Source organism: Acinetobacter sp. 231_lipA (assembly GCF_058243005.1).
The window spans coordinates 1656812-1674236 of sequence record NZ_JBZAYU010000001.1 but is presented as its reverse complement, the minus strand read 5'-3'; the positions used below and the strand labels follow the sequence as shown (position 1 = coordinate 1674236).

At 43.0% G+C, this 17425-nt stretch carries 11 protein-coding genes, 2 tRNA genes and 3 rRNA genes; 6 read left to right on the top strand and 10 right to left on the bottom strand.

The genetic code is table 11. The features are described 5' to 3' along the window. Nucleotides 1–52: 52 nt before the first annotated feature. The 8 genes from rrf to def all read right to left on the bottom strand — a co-directional run bounded on the left by rrf (nucleotide 53) and on the right by def (nucleotide 9344). A 5S ribosomal RNA gene (gene rrf / locus AC4CUX_RS08270) occupies nucleotides 53–167 on the bottom strand. Nucleotides 168–337: 170 nt separating this feature from the next. Beyond that, nucleotides 338–3231: ribosomal RNA gene (locus AC4CUX_RS08265) — 23S ribosomal RNA — on the bottom strand. 420 nt (nucleotides 3232–3651) lie between these two features. Further along, nucleotides 3652–3727, bottom strand: a tRNA-Ala gene (locus AC4CUX_RS08260). A gap of 68 nt (nucleotides 3728–3795) precedes the next feature. After that, nucleotides 3796–3872: transfer RNA gene (locus AC4CUX_RS08255), tRNA-Ile, on the bottom strand. A 61-nt stretch (nucleotides 3873–3933) separates the two neighbouring features. Further along, nucleotides 3934–5471 (bottom strand): 16S ribosomal RNA (locus AC4CUX_RS08250). The 16S, 23S and 5S rRNA genes sit together here with 2 tRNA genes alongside, the layout of an rRNA operon. A gap of 713 nt (nucleotides 5472–6184) precedes the next feature. Continuing rightward, entirely contained in the window at nucleotides 6185–8212 is a 2028-nt protein-coding gene (locus AC4CUX_RS08245; RefSeq protein ID WP_005401879.1) for a TonB-dependent copper receptor, read from the bottom strand. 71 nt (nucleotides 8213–8283) lie between these two features. After that, complete coding sequence (locus AC4CUX_RS08240) at nucleotides 8284–8721, bottom strand: DUF2946 family protein (RefSeq protein ID WP_005401880.1); 438 nt, start codon at nucleotides 8719–8721, stop codon at nucleotides 8284–8286. An 89-nt stretch (nucleotides 8722–8810) separates the two neighbouring features. Then, the gene (def, locus tag AC4CUX_RS08235) at nucleotides 8811–9344 is read right to left on the bottom strand and encodes a peptide deformylase (protein WP_004684452.1); all 534 of its coding nucleotides are present in this window, start codon (nucleotides 9342–9344) and stop codon (nucleotides 8811–8813) included. A 120-nt stretch (nucleotides 9345–9464) separates the two neighbouring features. Here def and AC4CUX_RS08230 point away from each other — a divergent pair, with 120 nt between their 5' ends. From AC4CUX_RS08230 to tsaC, 3 genes are read left to right on the top strand one after another with little or no spacing between them, the layout of a single operon-like run. Further along, nucleotides 9465–10619 carry a LysM peptidoglycan-binding domain-containing protein gene (locus AC4CUX_RS08230; RefSeq protein WP_005401881.1) on the top strand — a complete coding sequence of 385 codons (1155 nt, stop codon included), beginning with the start codon at nucleotides 9465–9467 and terminating at the stop codon, nucleotides 10617–10619. A gap of 22 nt (nucleotides 10620–10641) precedes the next feature. Continuing rightward, nucleotides 10642–11775, top strand: a complete 1134-nt coding sequence (dprA, locus tag AC4CUX_RS08225) for a DNA-processing protein DprA (protein WP_005401882.1) — start codon at nucleotides 10642–10644, stop codon at nucleotides 11773–11775. A 45-nt stretch (nucleotides 11776–11820) separates the two neighbouring features. Further along, the gene (gene tsaC, locus AC4CUX_RS08220; RefSeq protein WP_005401883.1) at nucleotides 11821–12390 is read left to right on the top strand and encodes an L-threonylcarbamoyladenylate synthase type 1 TsaC; all 570 of its coding nucleotides are present in this window, start codon (nucleotides 11821–11823) and stop codon (nucleotides 12388–12390) included. Nucleotides 12391–12789: 399 nt separating this feature from the next. On the opposite strand, the gene AC4CUX_RS08215 is transcribed toward tsaC, so the two are convergent. Then, nucleotides 12790–13710, bottom strand: coding sequence for a DMT family transporter (locus tag AC4CUX_RS08215; RefSeq protein ID WP_005401884.1), 921 nt, complete (start codon nucleotides 13708–13710; stop codon nucleotides 12790–12792). A gap of 337 nt (nucleotides 13711–14047) precedes the next feature. On the opposite strand from AC4CUX_RS08215, the gene AC4CUX_RS08210 reads away from it, so the two are divergent. The 3 genes from AC4CUX_RS08210 to AC4CUX_RS08200 all read left to right on the top strand — a co-directional run bounded on the left by AC4CUX_RS08210 (nucleotide 14048) and on the right by AC4CUX_RS08200 (nucleotide 16062). Continuing rightward, nucleotides 14048–14602, top strand: a complete 555-nt coding sequence (locus AC4CUX_RS08210) for a PM1805 family lipoprotein (RefSeq protein WP_005401885.1) — start codon at nucleotides 14048–14050, stop codon at nucleotides 14600–14602. 123 nt (nucleotides 14603–14725) lie between these two features. Continuing rightward, nucleotides 14726–15271, top strand: a complete 546-nt coding sequence (locus tag AC4CUX_RS08205) for a glutathione peroxidase (protein ID WP_005401886.1) — start codon at nucleotides 14726–14728, stop codon at nucleotides 15269–15271. A gap of 191 nt (nucleotides 15272–15462) precedes the next feature. After that, nucleotides 15463–16062 carry a PM1805 family lipoprotein gene (locus tag AC4CUX_RS08200; protein WP_005401887.1) on the top strand — a complete coding sequence of 200 codons (600 nt, stop codon included), beginning with the start codon at nucleotides 15463–15465 and terminating at the stop codon, nucleotides 16060–16062. A gap of 114 nt (nucleotides 16063–16176) precedes the next feature. On the opposite strand, the gene adhP is transcribed toward AC4CUX_RS08200, so the two are convergent. After that, entirely contained in the window at nucleotides 16177–17208 is a 1032-nt protein-coding gene (gene adhP / locus AC4CUX_RS08195; RefSeq protein ID WP_005401888.1) for an alcohol dehydrogenase AdhP, read from the bottom strand. Nucleotides 17209–17425: the final 217 nt, after the last annotated feature.

The window sequence follows — 17425 nt, the reverse complement described above, 5'->3', positions numbered from 1 at the left end:
TGCATAAAAAAATCCCCCTCAGCGATTAGCGGAGGGGGATTTAGAATTAATGAGCTGGCGATGACTTACTCTCACATGGATAACTCCACACTACCATCAGCGCTAAGAGGTTTCACTTCTGAGTTCGGGAAGGGATCAGGTGGTTCACTCTTGCTATTGTCGCCAGCACAACTGTTTATGACTATTCGTTGGGTCTTATTTACACATTGTGTATGCCTAACTTTCATCAAATGAGTTATTAACAGGTATATTTGAGTTGGATATTTTATCTAGCTTTATAACTAAATCAAGTTGTTTGCAGTGATTTGAACCACAACACCAACTGTTTGGGTGTTGTATAGTCAAGCCTCACGAGCAATTAGTATTGGTCAGCTTCACATATCACTATGCTTCCACATCCAACCTATCAACGTCGTAGTCTTCAACGGCTCTTTAGAGGACATAAAGTCCTAGGGAAATCTTATCTTGAGGTAGGCTTCCCGCTTAGATGCTTTCAGCGGTTATCCCTTCCGAACATAGCTACCCGGCGATGCGACTGGCGTCACAACCGGTACACCAGAGGTTCGTCCACTCTGGTCCTCTCGTACTAGGAGCAGATCCTCTCAAATTTCCAACGCCCACGGTAGATAGGGACCGAACTGTCTCACGACGTTCTAAACCCAGCTCGCGTACCTCTTTAAATGGCGAACAGCCATACCCTTGGGACCTGCTTCAGCCCCAGGATGAGATGAGCCGACATCGAGGTGCCAAACACCGCCGTCGATATGAACTCTTGGGCGGTATCAGCCTGTTATCCCCAGAGTACCTTTTATCCGTTGAGCGATGGCCCTTCCATACAGAACCACCGGATCACTAAGACCTACTTTCGTACCTGCTCGACTTGTGGGTCTCGCAGTTAAGCGCGCTTTTGCCTTTATACTCTACGCGTGATTTCCGACCACGCTGAGCGCACCTTCGTACTCCTCCGTTACTCTTTAGGAGGAGACCGCCCCAGTCAAACTACCCACCAGACATGGTCCTCGTCCCGGATAACGGGACAGAGTTAGAACCTCAATATTACCAGGGTGGTATTTCAAGATTGGCTCCACCGAAACTAGCGTCTCGGTTTCAAAGCCTCCCACCTATCCTACACAAGTAAGATCAAAGTTCAATGTCAAGCTGCAGTAAAGGTTCACGGGGTCTTTCCGTCTAGCCGCGGGTACACCGCATCTTCACGGCGAATTCGATTTCACTGAGTCTCTGCTGGAGACAGCGCCCCCATCATTATGCCATTCGTGCAGGTCGGAACTTACCCGACAAGGAATTTCGCTACCTTAGGACCGTTATAGTTACGGCCGCCGTTTACTGGGGCTTCGATCAAGAGCTTCGCTTACGCTAACCCCATCAATTAACCTTCCAGCACCGGGCAGGCATCACACCCTATACGTCCACTTTCGTGTTTGCAGAGTGCTATGTTTTTAATAAACAGTTGCAGGGGCCTGGTTTCTGTGGCTGCCAATAGCTCAAGGAGTAAATCCTATCACCGTCGGCAGCGTACCTTCTCCCGAAGTTACGGTACCATTTTGCCTAGTTCCTTCAGCAGAGTTCTCTCAAGCGCTTTGGTCTACTCGACCTGACCACCTGTGTCGGTTTCGGGTACGATTCCTATGTAACTGAAGCTTAGAGACTTTTCCTGGAAGCATGGTATCAGCCACTTCACTGTACAAGTACAGCTTGCTATCAGTTCTCAGCATACAGTACCCCGGATTTGCCTAAGATACATGCCTACAACCTTCCACCTGGACAACCAACGCCAGGCTGACTTAACCTTCTCCGTCCTCTCATCGCATTACATAGAAGTATTGGAATATTAACCAATTTCCCATCGACTACGCCTCTCGGCCTCGCCTTAGGGGTCGACTCACCCAGCCCCGATTAACGTTGGACTGGAACCCTTGGTCTTTCAGCGTGCGAGTTTTTCACTCGCATTGTCGTTACTCACGTCAGCATTCGCACTTCTGATACCTCCAGCATACTTCTCAATACACCTTCATCGGCTTACAGAACGCTCCCCTACCACTTGCAATAAATTGCAAATCCGCAGCTTCGGCATATAGTTTTAGCCCCGTTACATCTTCCGCGCAGGCCGACTCGACTAGTGAGCTATTACGCTTTCTTTAAAGGGTGGCTGCTTCTAAGCCAACCTCCTAGCTGTCTATGCCTTCCCACATCGTTTCCCACTTAACTATAATTTTGGGGCCTTAGCTGGCGGTCTGGATTGTTTTCCTCTTGACTACGGACGTTAGCACCCGCAGTCTGTCTCCCGGATAGTACTCATTGGTATTCGGAGTTTGCATCGGTTTGGTAAGTCGGGATGACCCCCTAGCCGAAACAGTGCTCTACCCCCAATGGTATTCGTCCGAGGCGCTACCTAAATAGCTTTCGGGGAGAACCAGCTATCACCGAGTTTGATTAGCCTTTCACCCCTATCCACAAGTCATCCCCTGGCTTTTCAACGACAGTGGGTTCGGTCCTCCAGTTAGTGTTACCCAACCTTCAACCTGCTCATGGATAGATCACCCGGTTTCGGGTCTACACCCAGCAACTAAACGCCCTATTAAGACTCGATTTCTCTACGGCTCCCCTATGCGGTTAACCTCGCTACTGAATGTAAGTCGCTGACCCATTATACAAAAGGTACGCAGTCACCGAACAAGTCGGCTCCCACTGCTTGTATGCATGCGGTTTCAGGATCTATTTCACTCCCCTCACAGGGGTTCTTTTCGCCTTTCCCTCACGGTACTGGTTCACTATCGGTCAGTCAGGAGTATTTAGCCTTGGAGGATGGTCCCCCCATATTCAGACAAGGTTTCACGTGCCCCGCCCTACTCGACATCATCATATCAGCCCTTTCGTGTACAGGACTATCACCCACTATGGTTGCACTTCCCAGAGCATTCCACTAAAACTGATATGACTTAATGGGCTTTTCCCCGTTCGCTCGCCGCTACTGAGGGAATCTCAATTGATTTCTTTTCCTAAGGGTACTGAGATGTTTCACTTCCCCTCGTTCGCCTCGTATGACTATGTATTCATCATACGATACCTGCCTTATGACAGGTGGGTTTCCCCATTCAGAAATCTCCGGATCACAGGATATTTGCCGCCTCCCCGGAGCTTATCGCAGGCTATTACGTCTTTCATCGCCTCTGACTGCCAAGGCATCCACCACATGCACTTAATTACTTGACTATACAACCCCAAACAGTCGTTAATCCCTACAAGTAGGATTAAGACAGTCTATGATGATTTCTCATCACTTCCTTACAGTTTGTTGCTCTGTGCACTTAAACACTGTACAGCTTCAATTCAATTCACATACCAAAACGCTTGATTCAGTTAATTTCGCTAGTAACTCATTTCATTCAACGTTAACAATTGCTTGTTAAGTTAACTAAAACGAGTATGAACAAATTATTTCAACTCAAATATATTCTGTTAATGATTTTTCCAGCCTTCGTCAGGTCAGGAAACTGTGATAAATCACAGAAGTTAATAAGCTTCAACTTACTAAATTCTATAATCCAACCTATCTGCGCGAAGCATAGCTTCTTGCTTAAATTTCAAGGAAAAGCCTTAAAGCAGTGCTTTAAGTTTTCTTGTCTTGAAATTTGGTGGAGACTAGGAGAGTCGAACTCCTGACCTCCTGCGTGCAAAGCAGGCGCTCTACCAACTAAGCTAAGTCCCCAGCTTATCAATAAGTCAATGTCTCTGTTTTTCTGTATTCAGCATTTAACAATGCTTGTTAGTCAGATTTGGTGGGTCTGACAAGACTTGAACTTGTGACCCCACGCTTATCAAGCGTGTGCTCTAACCAACTGAGCTACAGACCCTCAGATACATCGTCATGAAGAACAACTTGTTGTGGATTCTTACCAATCGTCAATCTTTCGTTAAGGAGGTGATCCAGCCGCAGGTTCCCCTACGGCTACCTTGTTACGACTTCACCCCAGTCATCGGCCACACCGTGGTAAGCGTCCTCCTTGCGGTTAGACTACCTACTTCTGGTGCAACAAATTCCCATGGTGTGACGGGCGGTGTGTACAAGGCCCGGGAACGTATTCACCGCGGCATTCTGATCCGCGATTACTAGCGATTCCGACTTCATGGAGTCGAGTTGCAGACTCCAATCCGGACTACGATCGGCTTTTTGAGATTAGCATCCTATCGCTAGGTAGCAACCCTTTGTACCGACCATTGTAGCACGTGTGTAGCCCTGGTCGTAAGGGCCATGATGACTTGACGTCGTCCCCGCCTTCCTCCAGTTTGTCACTGGCAGTATCCTTAAAGTTCCCGGCTTAACCCGCTGGCAAATAAGGAAAAGGGTTGCGCTCGTTGCGGGACTTAACCCAACATCTCACGACACGAGCTGACGACAGCCATGCAGCACCTGTATGTAAGTTCCCGAAGGCACCAATCCATCTCTGGAAAGTTCTTACTATGTCAAGACCAGGTAAGGTTCTTCGCGTTGCATCGAATTAAACCACATGCTCCACCGCTTGTGCGGGCCCCCGTCAATTCATTTGAGTTTTAGTCTTGCGACCGTACTCCCCAGGCGGTCTACTTATCGCGTTAGCTGCGCCACTAAAGCCTCAAAGGCCCCAACGGCTAGTAGACATCGTTTACGGCATGGACTACCAGGGTATCTAATCCTGTTTGCTCCCCATGCTTTCGTACCTCAGCGTCAGTATTAGGCCAGATGGCTGCCTTCGCCATCGGTATTCCTCCAGATCTCTACGCATTTCACCGCTACACCTGGAATTCTACCATCCTCTCCCATACTCTAGCTTCCCAGTATCGAATGCAATTCCTAAGTTAAGCTCAGGGATTTCACATCCGACTTAAAAAGCCGCCTACGCACGCTTTACGCCCAGTAAATCCGATTAACGCTCGCACCCTCTGTATTACCGCGGCTGCTGGCACAGAGTTAGCCGGTGCTTATTCTGCGAGTAACGTCCACTATCCTAGAGTATTAATCTAAGTAGCCTCCTCCTCGCTTAAAGTGCTTTACAACCAAAAGGCCTTCTTCACACACGCGGCATGGCTGGATCAGGCTTTCGCCCATTGTCCAATATTCCCCACTGCTGCCTCCCGTAGGAGTCTGGGCCGTGTCTCAGTCCCAGTGTGGCGGATCATCCTCTCAGACCCGCTACAGATCGTCGCCTTGGTAGGCCTTTACCCCACCAACTAGCTAATCTGACTTAGGCTCATCTATTAGCGCAAGGTCCGAAGATCCCCTGCTTTCCCCCGTAGGGCGTATGCGGTATTAGCATTCCTTTCGGAATGTTGTCCCCCACTAATAGGCAGATTCCTAAGCATTACTCACCCGTCCGCCGCTAGGTCAGGTAGCAAGCTACCTTTCCCCGCTCGACTTGCATGTGTTAAGCCTGCCGCCAGCGTTCAATCTGAGCCATGATCAAACTCTTCAGTTAAAAATCATTAGTAGCTTATGGCTACAAATCTTGGCTCATCAATTTTCTGACAAATATTTCTCAAATAAACTTCGAGTAATTTTTACCATCAATCAATGAAATATTTTCGATCGATCAATCAGTAAAAATCCACACAAGTTGTTCTTCATAATCTCTTAATGATCTTCTTACTAATTCGTCATCAGCAAGCTAGGTCGGCTATACTACTCTCTTTCAAGAAGAAGTCAACTGGTTTTGTTAATTATTTTTAAACTTATTCAAGACTTTTAGATTCTACCGCTTGGGCTAAATCCTTGTTTCTCAACAAGTTTTAATCAACATCACCGCCGATGGATGTGCATTCTACAGCATTTCTAATCCCTTGCAACACCTTTTCTCAATAAATATTTTCGCATGTTTATTTTTCAAACTCATAAAAACATAAGTAACTGTTATTTATGTAAAATATTTTTTAATAAATTTATCTACTTCCTAGTTAGCGCCTTAAACCGCACCATCACATTCGCATAAATTAAACTTAATATATTGTTTTTATTAACTTAAATAAAAATAAATAGAAATGATATTTAAATATTTCATTTAAATCGCTGTTTCTTTCTACTTTTTATGGTGAATATCCACTCATAATGCTGTTTTCTCCTTCAATTTATATCTTAGAACCCAAAACAGCCATTCTATTTCTAGAATGGCTGTTTCCGATCATTACAATATATTTAGAACTTCATACTGATACGCGCCCAATAATTACGTCCAATATTATTGAAATGTTCAGTTGCAGCATAACCAAAACCTGAACTTCCAAGTTTATTCAAATGCTCGGCATAGTTTTTATTCAGTATATTATCTATTCCGACTGAAAGGTCTAGATCTTTTTGGATATTATAAGTCCCATTTAAAGACAGAGTCCCAAAACCTTTACTGTCTTCTAAATCATATCCAATGATATTGCCTTCTCGATAGCTGGTACGATCTTGTGCTGCCACCACACGCCATAACAAACCAAGATTATATTTCTCTTGCACATAGCGTAGATTGAAACGTCCTTCTAATGGTGCAATTTGCGGTAACGCGGTGTGATCCGTTGTATTTTCACCCCATGCATACATGGCACTGATGTCCGTTTGAATTTGATCCGTCAACTGGTAAGCCACACCTGCTTCAGCACCTGCAATGGTTGCATCGACATTTCGACTCTGAGCTTCATATTTCGTTTTACCCATAGAAGTCACGGGTACATATTTAACTAAAATATAATCTTGAATCAAACCTGCATAAACTGAAGCCCATGATTTAAATGCACCCTGCTCATATTGATAACCTGCATCAAACTGCGCGGTTTTTTCATTCTCTAGATCAGCAAAGGTCGTACCTGCACTTTGATGATATTTGGTACTAAACAATTCCCAATAATCAGGCACACGCTCTACATAACCTAATCCTGCGTAAGTTTTAACATGTTCCGCAAGTTCACTTTCAATTCGAATAAAACCACTTGGCAAGGTTTCTTTACGCTCTGTATCTATTGCTAAGTTATCGATCTTCGCTTGATCGACGCGTGCACCTGTCACTAGTTTATGCTGATCATTGAATACATAACTCAGTTCACCGAAAGCCCCATAAGACTCAAATTCCATATCTCCGACACGAGCTTTATTTTGATAAGGAGACATTAAGCTGCCACTACGTTTAGTATGCTCATTTTTTTGACTATCAATACCTGAAATAAGTTGCAATTTCCCCCAGTCCTGCGTCATAGCAACCCGTGCATTTAAAGTCCTACGAGCAACATTTGAAGCCATCGGCATTGACATACCATCTGCGGGATTAAATTTTCGCAAACTAAAATTATCCATAACATGATCGTTATAGCTATAGTCAACTTGCGCTTCGACTTTCTTGATCACCTCACTAATGTTTTTCTTTTCAACATGTAAACCTAGACTTTCACGAGCAAACTTAGAGCCATCCATGCTACGTCCAGCATAGACTGCCTCACCATCACTCTTCCCACCTTTCAGCTCTACCCATGTGTCCTCATTCGGAGTCCAACCCAGCGCGAGATCAGTATTCCACTTTTCCCAATCGGACGGAACCGTATTGCCTGCTCCATCTTGATAGCTATCTGCAATCGAACGGTTGGCATTTAAACGTGCGTATTTCGTTTCATCACCAACAGCGGCTTCAACATTCTGATCCAAACGACCGTAAGAACCAAGCATGACAGTGGCTTGCCCGCGATAAGGTTTCGCGGAAGTGAGCTGCTCCGGCTCACGTTCAAAAATAACAGTTGCAGCTGAACCGGTATGCGCATACTGAACAGTTTGTGGCCCTTTTACGACCGTGATTTTGTCGTAGCTTTCAGGAGAAACATAAGAAGCAGGATTATCCATACGGCTTGGGCATGCACCTAAATTTTCCGTACCATCTGTGAGGATTTTAATACGTGAGCCAAACATACCGCGGAAGGTGACGTCACCATTCGCGCCGCCATTTTTGATTTGGTTAAAACCCACAATACTTTGTAGGTAGGCTGCACCATCAACCGCAGGAATTGGCTGCGTGGGTTGTTTAGGGTCGGCATGTACAATCAGACCATGGGCATCATTGCCCTGCTGAGCCGTCACCACGATAGGTGCTAAAATGTGCGCACTGTCTGCGTCAGCGGCAAATACGACACTTGAAAAACAAGCAACAGAGATCGCAGCCGCAAGAGGCTGTAAAAAGAATGTAGGCTGAGCCATTTTATTCTCACTGAATCTATAAATACAACTAGGCTAGAGTCCGTTAAGACCCGAAAAATATATGTCTAGGTTTATACAAACAGTGGCGGTGCTCGCCCTTGAGGTAGTAAAAAGAGTTGTTGCAGTGCAAACCAAACATGCGCAAAGGCTTTTTGGAATGCAATTAAACGGACTTGAATACGGTCCAGTACCGCTTTTAACTCTAAATCAGGCGGTAACACAAGATTGCCATATACCGTACAGTATTGGCATTGATGACTTGCATCATGATGATTGTGTTCGGTAGGTTGTGAACTGAGTTCATGCTGAGCCTGCATTTCATGATGATGTGTGGAATGCTTTTCAGCATGAGAACTGAGATGTTCAACTGGTTTGAGTAAAAGCGCACGCGAAATAGTTTCACAGACCGGCGCAATTTGATATTGCGTAGGGAGTAAAGGCTGTAAAAAAACAGCAATCTGTAAAAACACGGCTACACAAGACAGTAGCAACGCAGCTCTAAAAAACAATCCATTCCATCCGAATTGAGAACGCGGCCAGTATAACAAAGCCCAATTAAAATTGGGCTCACTTTAAAGATGCTTTTTAAGCAAAAAACTTAACCGCGTTTTACAGCCACTTTGTCTTTTTGGCGCTGACGGGTCAATTTTTCCACTTTCTCACGTGCACGTTGGCGCTTTAGTGGTGACAAATAGTCGACGAACAATTTGCCATTTAAGTGATCCATTTCATGTTGAATGCAAACAGCGAGAAGTTCGTCAGCTTCGATCTCAAATGCTTGACCTTCAAGGTTAATTGCTTCGATCTTTACGCGTGACGGGCGCTCAACTTTGTCGTATATTTGGGGAACTGATAGGCAGCCTTCTTCATAGGGCTGCGTTTCTTCAGTCAATGGGGTAACTTTGGGGTTAATGAATACCAAAGGTTGATCTTTATGTTCAGATAAGTCCATGACAATCAACTGAATATGGCGATCAACTTGTGTCGCGGCAAGTCCAATGCCTGGCGCTTCATACATGGTTTCAAACATATCTGCAGCCAGCTGACGAATTTCATCAGTAACTTCTTCGACGGGTTCTGCAATGGTACGAAGACGGGGATCAGGAAAACTTAAAATAGGTAATAAGGCCATACTGCGTCCTCAATTATGCCATTGATCAAAAAACCAAATGAAGGGAATGCTTGATCAAAAAAATGTGTGTAATATCGTTATTATAACGCAACTACATACATAATTTTAGGAATTATGATAATGAAAAAGGTTTTTATGGGCATGCCATCTTTTAGTGCCTTGGGGTTTAAGCAACACATGTTAGCACTTGCGGTTTGCGTAAGTGTTGGCGCAGGCGTCATTTCAACAGCTCAAGCGGCGCCTACACGAAATTACAATCCACCTGCTTTAAAAGCCAATGCACCGAATGTTTATGTGGTGAAAAAAGGCGATACCCTGTGGGATATTTCTAAACGTTTCCTAAACAATCCTGTGCGTTGGCCTGAAATTTGGGCCAGCAATAGACACGTCAAAAATCCGCATTGGATTTTCCCAGGTGACCGTTTATTGATGTGTACCTATGAAGGTCGTCCAATTATTGGTAAAGACGAAGGTGATGGCTGTGAAGGGATCATTCGTCGTTATACAGGCGGCACTAAACTTCAACCTCAAGCACGCGTTGAGTCTTTAAACAATGCCATTCCTGTCATTCCACTGGAATACATTAAAAACTGGCTTGAACACAGCACTATTCTTTCAGAGGAATCTTTGGAAGGTACACCGTATATCGTTGGTGCTGCCGATCAGCGTGTGATTGCAGGTAAAGGTCAAACCGTTTATGCACGTGGCCAAGGCATTGAAGTCGGTCAACGCTACGCGATTTACCGTGAAGGCGAACCATACATTGTGACGGATGCAGAGGGCAAAAAACAAAATCTAGGTCTAGAATTGACTCAGGTTGCTTCAGCCATTGCCATTCGTGGTGAAAATGACATGTCCACTTTAGAAATCACAGATTCGTATAATTCTGAAGTACGTCGTGGTTATCGCGTACTGCCTGAATACGACGCCATGCTTCCAACCTTGTTCTACCCAACACATGCACAAGATGTGACTGGGGGTGGACAAGTGATTCGTGTTCAAGGTTCGATTGGTCTAGCTGCGAAGCATTCAGTTGTAACCATTGACCGTGGCACAGTGGATGGCGTTCAATCGGGTTATGTGTTCTCGGTTAGTCAAAAAGGTCAAGAAATTCGTGATCCGAAAACCAATGAAAAACTTACCCTTCCAACGGAACGTATCGGCAACATCATGGTGTTTAAAACCTTTGACCGTGTCAGCTATGCTTATGTGCTCGACAGCGAACTGCCAATGAACTTGGGCGCGAAACTTTCTCCATCTGTTGTGGATGAATAATCCGTTGTCTTAAGGTGTATACATGCTGAACTCTTTATCACATGAACAGATTGCAACAATCACCCTGTGGTATTTAGTTCAGCATTCTTTATCGAGCTTTCAAAAACTACAACAACATTTTGGCACAAGCACAAAAGCCGTTGCTGCTTCCAATCTTCAGATCTGGCCAAATCTCGGCTTACACAAAAGTCATCTACAACGTGTCGTAGAAATTCAAACACCTGCTGGACAAACCAAATTACAAACTTTATTGCATGACGTCCAAGCCAGTTGTGATTTTATTTTGCTTGATACTGAAAGTCATTATCCTTCGCAACTGCTGCCCTATTCTGACCGGCCACCGATTTTATTTGGTCAGGGTAATCCACAAAGCCTATTACAACCTCAAGTTGCTATCGTTGGCAGTCGAAAACCCAGTCCACACGGCAAACAAGTGGCTTATGACTTTGCCTATTACCTCGCCGAAAAGGGCTTTTATATTTGCAGTGGTTTGGCTGAAGGCATTGATGCAGCGGCACATCAGGGCGGCTTAAAATATCAACGTACCATTGCAGTGATGGGCACGGGCTTAGATCTCACTTACCCGTCCCAACATCAAGCCCTGCGTACGCAAATATTAGAAAATAATGGCTGTATCATTACTGAATTTTTACCACATACACCGCCTTTACAGCATAATTTTCCACGGCGCAACCGCATCGTCAGTGCATTGAGTTTAGGGGTTGTGGTTGCAGAAGCCGCACTCAAAAGTGGCTCTCTTGGCACAGCCAAATCTGCTGCTGAACAAGGGAAAACCATTTTTGCGATCCCCGGTCATATTTACAGTGAACACCATCAAGGCTGTCATCAACTGATCCGAGAAGGGGCGATTTTGGTCGATCATCCTGAGCAAATCATTGAAGACTTGGCACTCCCCACTCAATGGTATAGCCAATCCCAGTCACAAGAAACCACCCCAAGCGCTAGTATTGAGATCCCATCTGATTTACTCGAACTTTATAATCAACTGGATTGGGTGGGACAAAATATGGATCAACTTAATTTCAAACTTAACACCGATATTGCCACACTCACCAGCCAGTTAATGGAACTGGAAATTTTGGGGCTTGCACAACAACAAGCTGGCAATTATCTGCGTTGCCGTTCCAGCCAATAAGGTTCACAATAACCCTTTATGAATCAATAAAAGGTACAAAGTGTAATGATTACCACCTCTGTGACTGAAGCGGCGCAATGTTTAAAACAAGGTCAAGTTTTAGCATATCCAACAGAAGCAGTATGGGGTTTAGGCTGTGATCCGTATAACGAACAGGCCTTTCTAGATATTTTACAGATTAAGCAGCGCCCGATTGAAAAAGGGGTGATTTTACTGGCTGGGCAAATTGCTCAAGTTGAACCGCTTTTAGAACATTTAGATCCTCGCATCCGTCAGCAAGTGATCGACAGCTGGAGCGATCGTAGCCCATCAGAACGCGCAACCACGTGGTTACTACCGGCAAATGAACTCATTCCGACATGGATTAAAGGCAATCATCCTAAAGTTGCTGTACGGGTAACTACGCATCCGATTTGTGTAGCGCTTTGCAATGCTTTTCAAGGCTTTATTGTCTCCACCAGTGCCAACCCCGCTGGATTGCCACCTGCCCGTTCACTACAAGATGCCAACCACTACTTTGCGCAACAGGTCAATTATCTGAATGGTGACCTAGGCTTGAGCCAAGAACCGAGTCGCATACTCGATGCCGAAACTGGCGCAGTGGTTCGTGCCTAAAAGCATGCTCTTTCTCAGGATTTTTACTGAAAAATAGACAAAAAAAAGCTCAGCCATATAGGGATGGCTGAGCATAAAAAAGGATGTGTAATCACATCCAGAGGGTCTGAAAACTGATGAGCAAACACTTAATACCCGTTTTGACATTGGCCTAAGTTTGCAGTGGGCGTATTATGTAGCAAATTGCTTTTCTAAACAAATAGATTTTTTATATTAAAAACAGCGTTAAAACGCTGATTAATGGAGATAATTAAATTATAATTCAAATTATCTACCTATTTTTAATCAGCTTTTGCATACATTAAATACATAAGCCATCTGAAATAGCATTAATAAATTAACTTATTAATGAATTATCCTATTAAAAAAACAACTCAAATGATCGTTTTTTAACCAAAATCAATCCATCGAGTTTGCTAAAGGTGCCGTTTTTAACGCTGTTTTACGCTGTGCCAGTAAAATACCACAGATAATGACCACACCACCGACTGTATGATAAACCGTCCACGCCTCTTTCAACCAGACATAGGCAATCACTGCGGTAAACACAGGCATCAAGTTCATGAAAATACTGGTTCGATTCGGCCCTAAATGGGTAATGGCCAACATCCACAGTAAAGGGGCAACTAAGGAAGGGAAAATGCTGGCATACATGACACTTGCCGCATTTTGACTATTGATTGAATCGAGACCGAAATAGGCAATAAAAGGTAAATGGTAAAGCAGTGCAAAAAAGATCTGCACATAGAGGCTCAACATTAAGGGAATTTGCAATTGCCACTTTTTCAAAAACACCCCATAAAAGGCATAGAAGAATACCGCAACCACCATCAGGACGTCACCCAAATGCCCACCCGATTGAACTAAGCCTGCAAGATTGCCCTGCCCAATGATATAAACCAAACCTGCAAAAGATAAAATACTACCAATCATCGCAAAACGATTTGGAATATCTTTTAAAATCAGCAGTGAAACAAAAATGGTGAAGATCGGAATAAAGGCATTAATCAATCCCATATTGGTCGCAGTCGTATAGTGCGCTGCGGTGTAGGCTAAGCCCTGATACAACACCAGACCAAATGCACTTAGCACTGCCAACTGACCCAAATGCACTCGAATTAATGCCCACTGCCGACATAAAGGTCGCACGACAAAAGGTGTTAACAGAATGAAGGCAAAGAACCACCGATAAAAACTAATACTGACTGGCGAAATGAAATCAGCTACATAACGCGTAACGACAATATTGATCGACCAAATGAGTACGGCAATGATAGGGAGACTCAAAGCCCAATACATACGTTGTGTTGTGGTACTCATTCTTTTTCCCGTTTAGCTTTTGTTTGCAAAATTTAAATGAATGGTAAAACATTTTTATGATTTATTCGAATATCATTTGGGTATCACACATAATTGATACATTTATCTTAAAATATAAAATTCATAAAAAACATAATATTAAGACAATGTAAAACTATACACTTCAATAAATTGATGCATTTCAGCAGCTTCACTCTACAAAAACACCATAGAACAATGTCAACGATCTCTGCATCGTATTGATGCTGTTCTAGCGAACGTATTTTTTAATTGATTGGTCATTGCTCTTATAGACTTTGGCCTACAAAAACATATTTCCCGATAGAAGGATGTCGTTATGAAAAAGTTACTTTTAACCACAGTTTGTATGGCCACACTTACTTTGGCTGCGTGCGAAAAAAAAGGAACTGAGCCAGCCGTTGAACAAACGACGTCTGCATCTGAAGCGACCTCAACCGAAGCAACCACTATCGTTGCTAATCATAGCAATAACAATATTGCCGATATTCAAGCCGATTTGTTAGCCGTACAAACGCTATCGAATGCCAAAGCTCAAGAAGCCGCCGCGTTTCAAAAAGAAGTGAGTGCAACCTTAGAGAAAAAGGATCCCGCTCAAATTAAAGCCATGGTTGAAAAAACAGAAACCTATGTGAAGCAATTTAATGATGAATTAGATGCCTTAACCTTAAAAAGTGCTGAAGTAGATGCTTTACGTGAAAAAATGCAGGACGCCAATGATCTGGGTGTCGAGCTCACCAAAGAAAGTACAAAAACAACGCCAGATAGCGCGAAAATCACCGAACTTCAAAACAAAGCCACTGAATTGCAGAAATCGATCATTGCTGACGTAACGGCTTTGGAAGCGAAAGTCAAAGCGGCTCCAGCATCTTAATGACCTCCCTACCCTTTAAAGCAAGCCTTGGCTTGCTTTTTTGTTGCGATCAATCAGCAAATGGGCGTGACTTTGTCGAACGCTTCCAACACAATAAAATGCACATCGTATAAGGACACGCAAATGAGCACTTCGATTTATAATATTCCTGTCAAAACCATTCAAGGCAATGACACCACCTTGAACTCGTATCAAGGCAAAGTTTTACTGATTGTCAATACCGCTTCAAAATGTGGCCTAACGCCTCAGTACGAAGGTTTAGAGAAACTGTATACTGAAAAAAAAGAGCAAGGTCTTGAAATTTTAGGCTTTCCTGCGAACAATTTTCTAGCGCAGGAACCTGGTTCCGATGATGAAATTCAAGCATTTTGCTCACTTAATTACCAAATCAATTTTCCGCTATTTTCTAAAATTTCCGTTGCGGGTGAAGACAAACATCCACTGTATCAATCTTTAACCCAAGCTATTCCAGTTCGTACTGGCGAAGGTCCATGGTGGAAAGATTTAGTCGATTATGGCTTAACCCCTAACGAGCCACCCGAAGTATTGTGGAATTTCGAAAAATTTTTAGTCAATAAAAATGGTGAAGTGGTTGCTCGTTTTGCACCAGATATTACTGCAGATGATGCACGAATTGTAGATGCAATTAATGCAGAGCTCCTAAAATAAAATTGCGAGGGATGTAAGTCTATAGCATTTTCTGTAACACAAAATGATAGGCTTACATTCGCTTCGTTGAAAAAACAGACCAAAATCCATGTTTCATTTCATTTTTTTGTTATGACTTTGAAATCATCTATTTTAACTCCACATTTAAGCCCCATATTCTTCATATTGCTGATACAAAGTTAGAAAATGTCATGAAAAAGTTCGTCCAAGGTGCTGTCCTTCCTTTCACCCTTTTTGCTTCTTCCTTATTGATCTTGGGCTGTGATTCCACTGCTCAAAATTCAGCGGAAAAGGACATAAATGAATCTCAAACTGTTAGTGTTTCAAATGATGATTCTGCTTCAGAACAACAAACGGCTAAACCCGAGATTGAATTAAAATCTGGGAATGTTTTCTACATTGCACGTGATGTTGCCGATGTTCAACTCAAAGCAGGTGATTACATTGCACAACTACAGCAATCTCAGGAAAATTTACAACAAGCCCTAGAAGCCAAGGATATTCAACAGCTTGAAACTACAGTTACAGCGCTGAAATCTCAATTAACAGGCTTTAACCAAGCACTTGAGCAACTCAATTTAAAAAGTAGTGAAATCGATGACATTCGTCAAAACATTCAAACTGCAAATGAACAAGCACTTAAATCACCACTAATGAATGGAGAGGTTGATTTCAGTCAGGTTAATTTGCAAAAGATTGAACAACAACTTGGTTCTGTACAAAGTGAAATGTTAAAACTTGCAGCAATGTTGATTCCAACATCAAATAGCGAATCAGACAGTAAAAGTTAATTTTATTGAGCTAAAAAGTGAGCCCCACTCAATCGATGGGGCTAACACTGCCTTTATGAATAGACACTTTATAAATAATCACTGTACGAATATAGTGATAAATAATGAGTCTAATTAAAGTCGCATATCAACCACAATACGCCCATCGATTTTGCCATGCTCCATCCGACTAAAAATATCATTAATATTTTCAATTGGTTCAACACTGATATGTGCTTTAACTTTTCCTTTCGCAGCAATATCTAGGGCTTCTTTTAAGTCTAAACGTGTCCCTACAATCGAACCGCGAACAGTAATGCCATCGAGCACCATATCAAAAATTGACAGATCAAATTTACCTGGTGGTAAACCATTCAGGACCATCGTTCCACCACGTCTAACAATCGCCACAGCTTGCTCAAATGCTTTTGGAGACACTGCTGTAACAAGCACGCCATGACAGCCTTCACCTGTAGCAGCAAGTACAGCTTCTTTTACATCCACTTTTAAGGCATTGATACCAACATCAGCACCCAAACTCTTTGCAAGTTCTAACTTAGAATCATCTACATCAATGGCAACGACATTAAAACCCATAGTTTTCGCATATTGAACTGCAACATGGCCTAAACCACCAATGCCTGAAATAGCAACCCAATTGCCTGTTTTCGCTTCAGTCATCTTCAAGCCTTTGTAAACAGTGACACCTGCACAAAGGATTGGCGCAATTGCCAATAAATCTACGCCTTCTGGAATCACACCAACGTATTCACCATCGGCTAAACAATATTCAGCAAAGCTACCATTCACAGAATAGCCTGAATTTTGTTGCAATTTACACAGTGTTTCCCAGCCTGCATAACAATGATCACAATGTCCACAAGCAGAATATAACCAAGGAATACCAACCACATCACCTACTTTTAAGTGATCAATTCCAGCACCTATTTCTACTACTTCGCCCACGCCTTCATGCCCAGGAATAAAAGGAAGTGTCGGTTTGATTGGCCAATCACCTTGCATTGCATGTAAATCAGTATGACAAATACCTGTTGCAATAATTTTGACCAATACCTTCCCCGCAGTCACTTCTGGGATAGGCATTTCTTTAATTTCTAATGGCTTATTAAATGCTGTGACAACTGCCGCTTTCATCATTTTTGGCATTAAACTAACTCCTTATAGTGTTGGCTGAGCTTTTTTAAGAATCATACTCAGTAAATTACACAATAAAAGTTATAAGGTTGGTTTTAGGTAGGTTTAAGCCAATCATAATGACAAAAAAGCTTATATTCTTAAAAATACTATTTATAAAACAATGGATTATATTAAAAATATATTTTAAATTTTATTTTTATCATCTTCCTTTGTAGTATCAGTACTA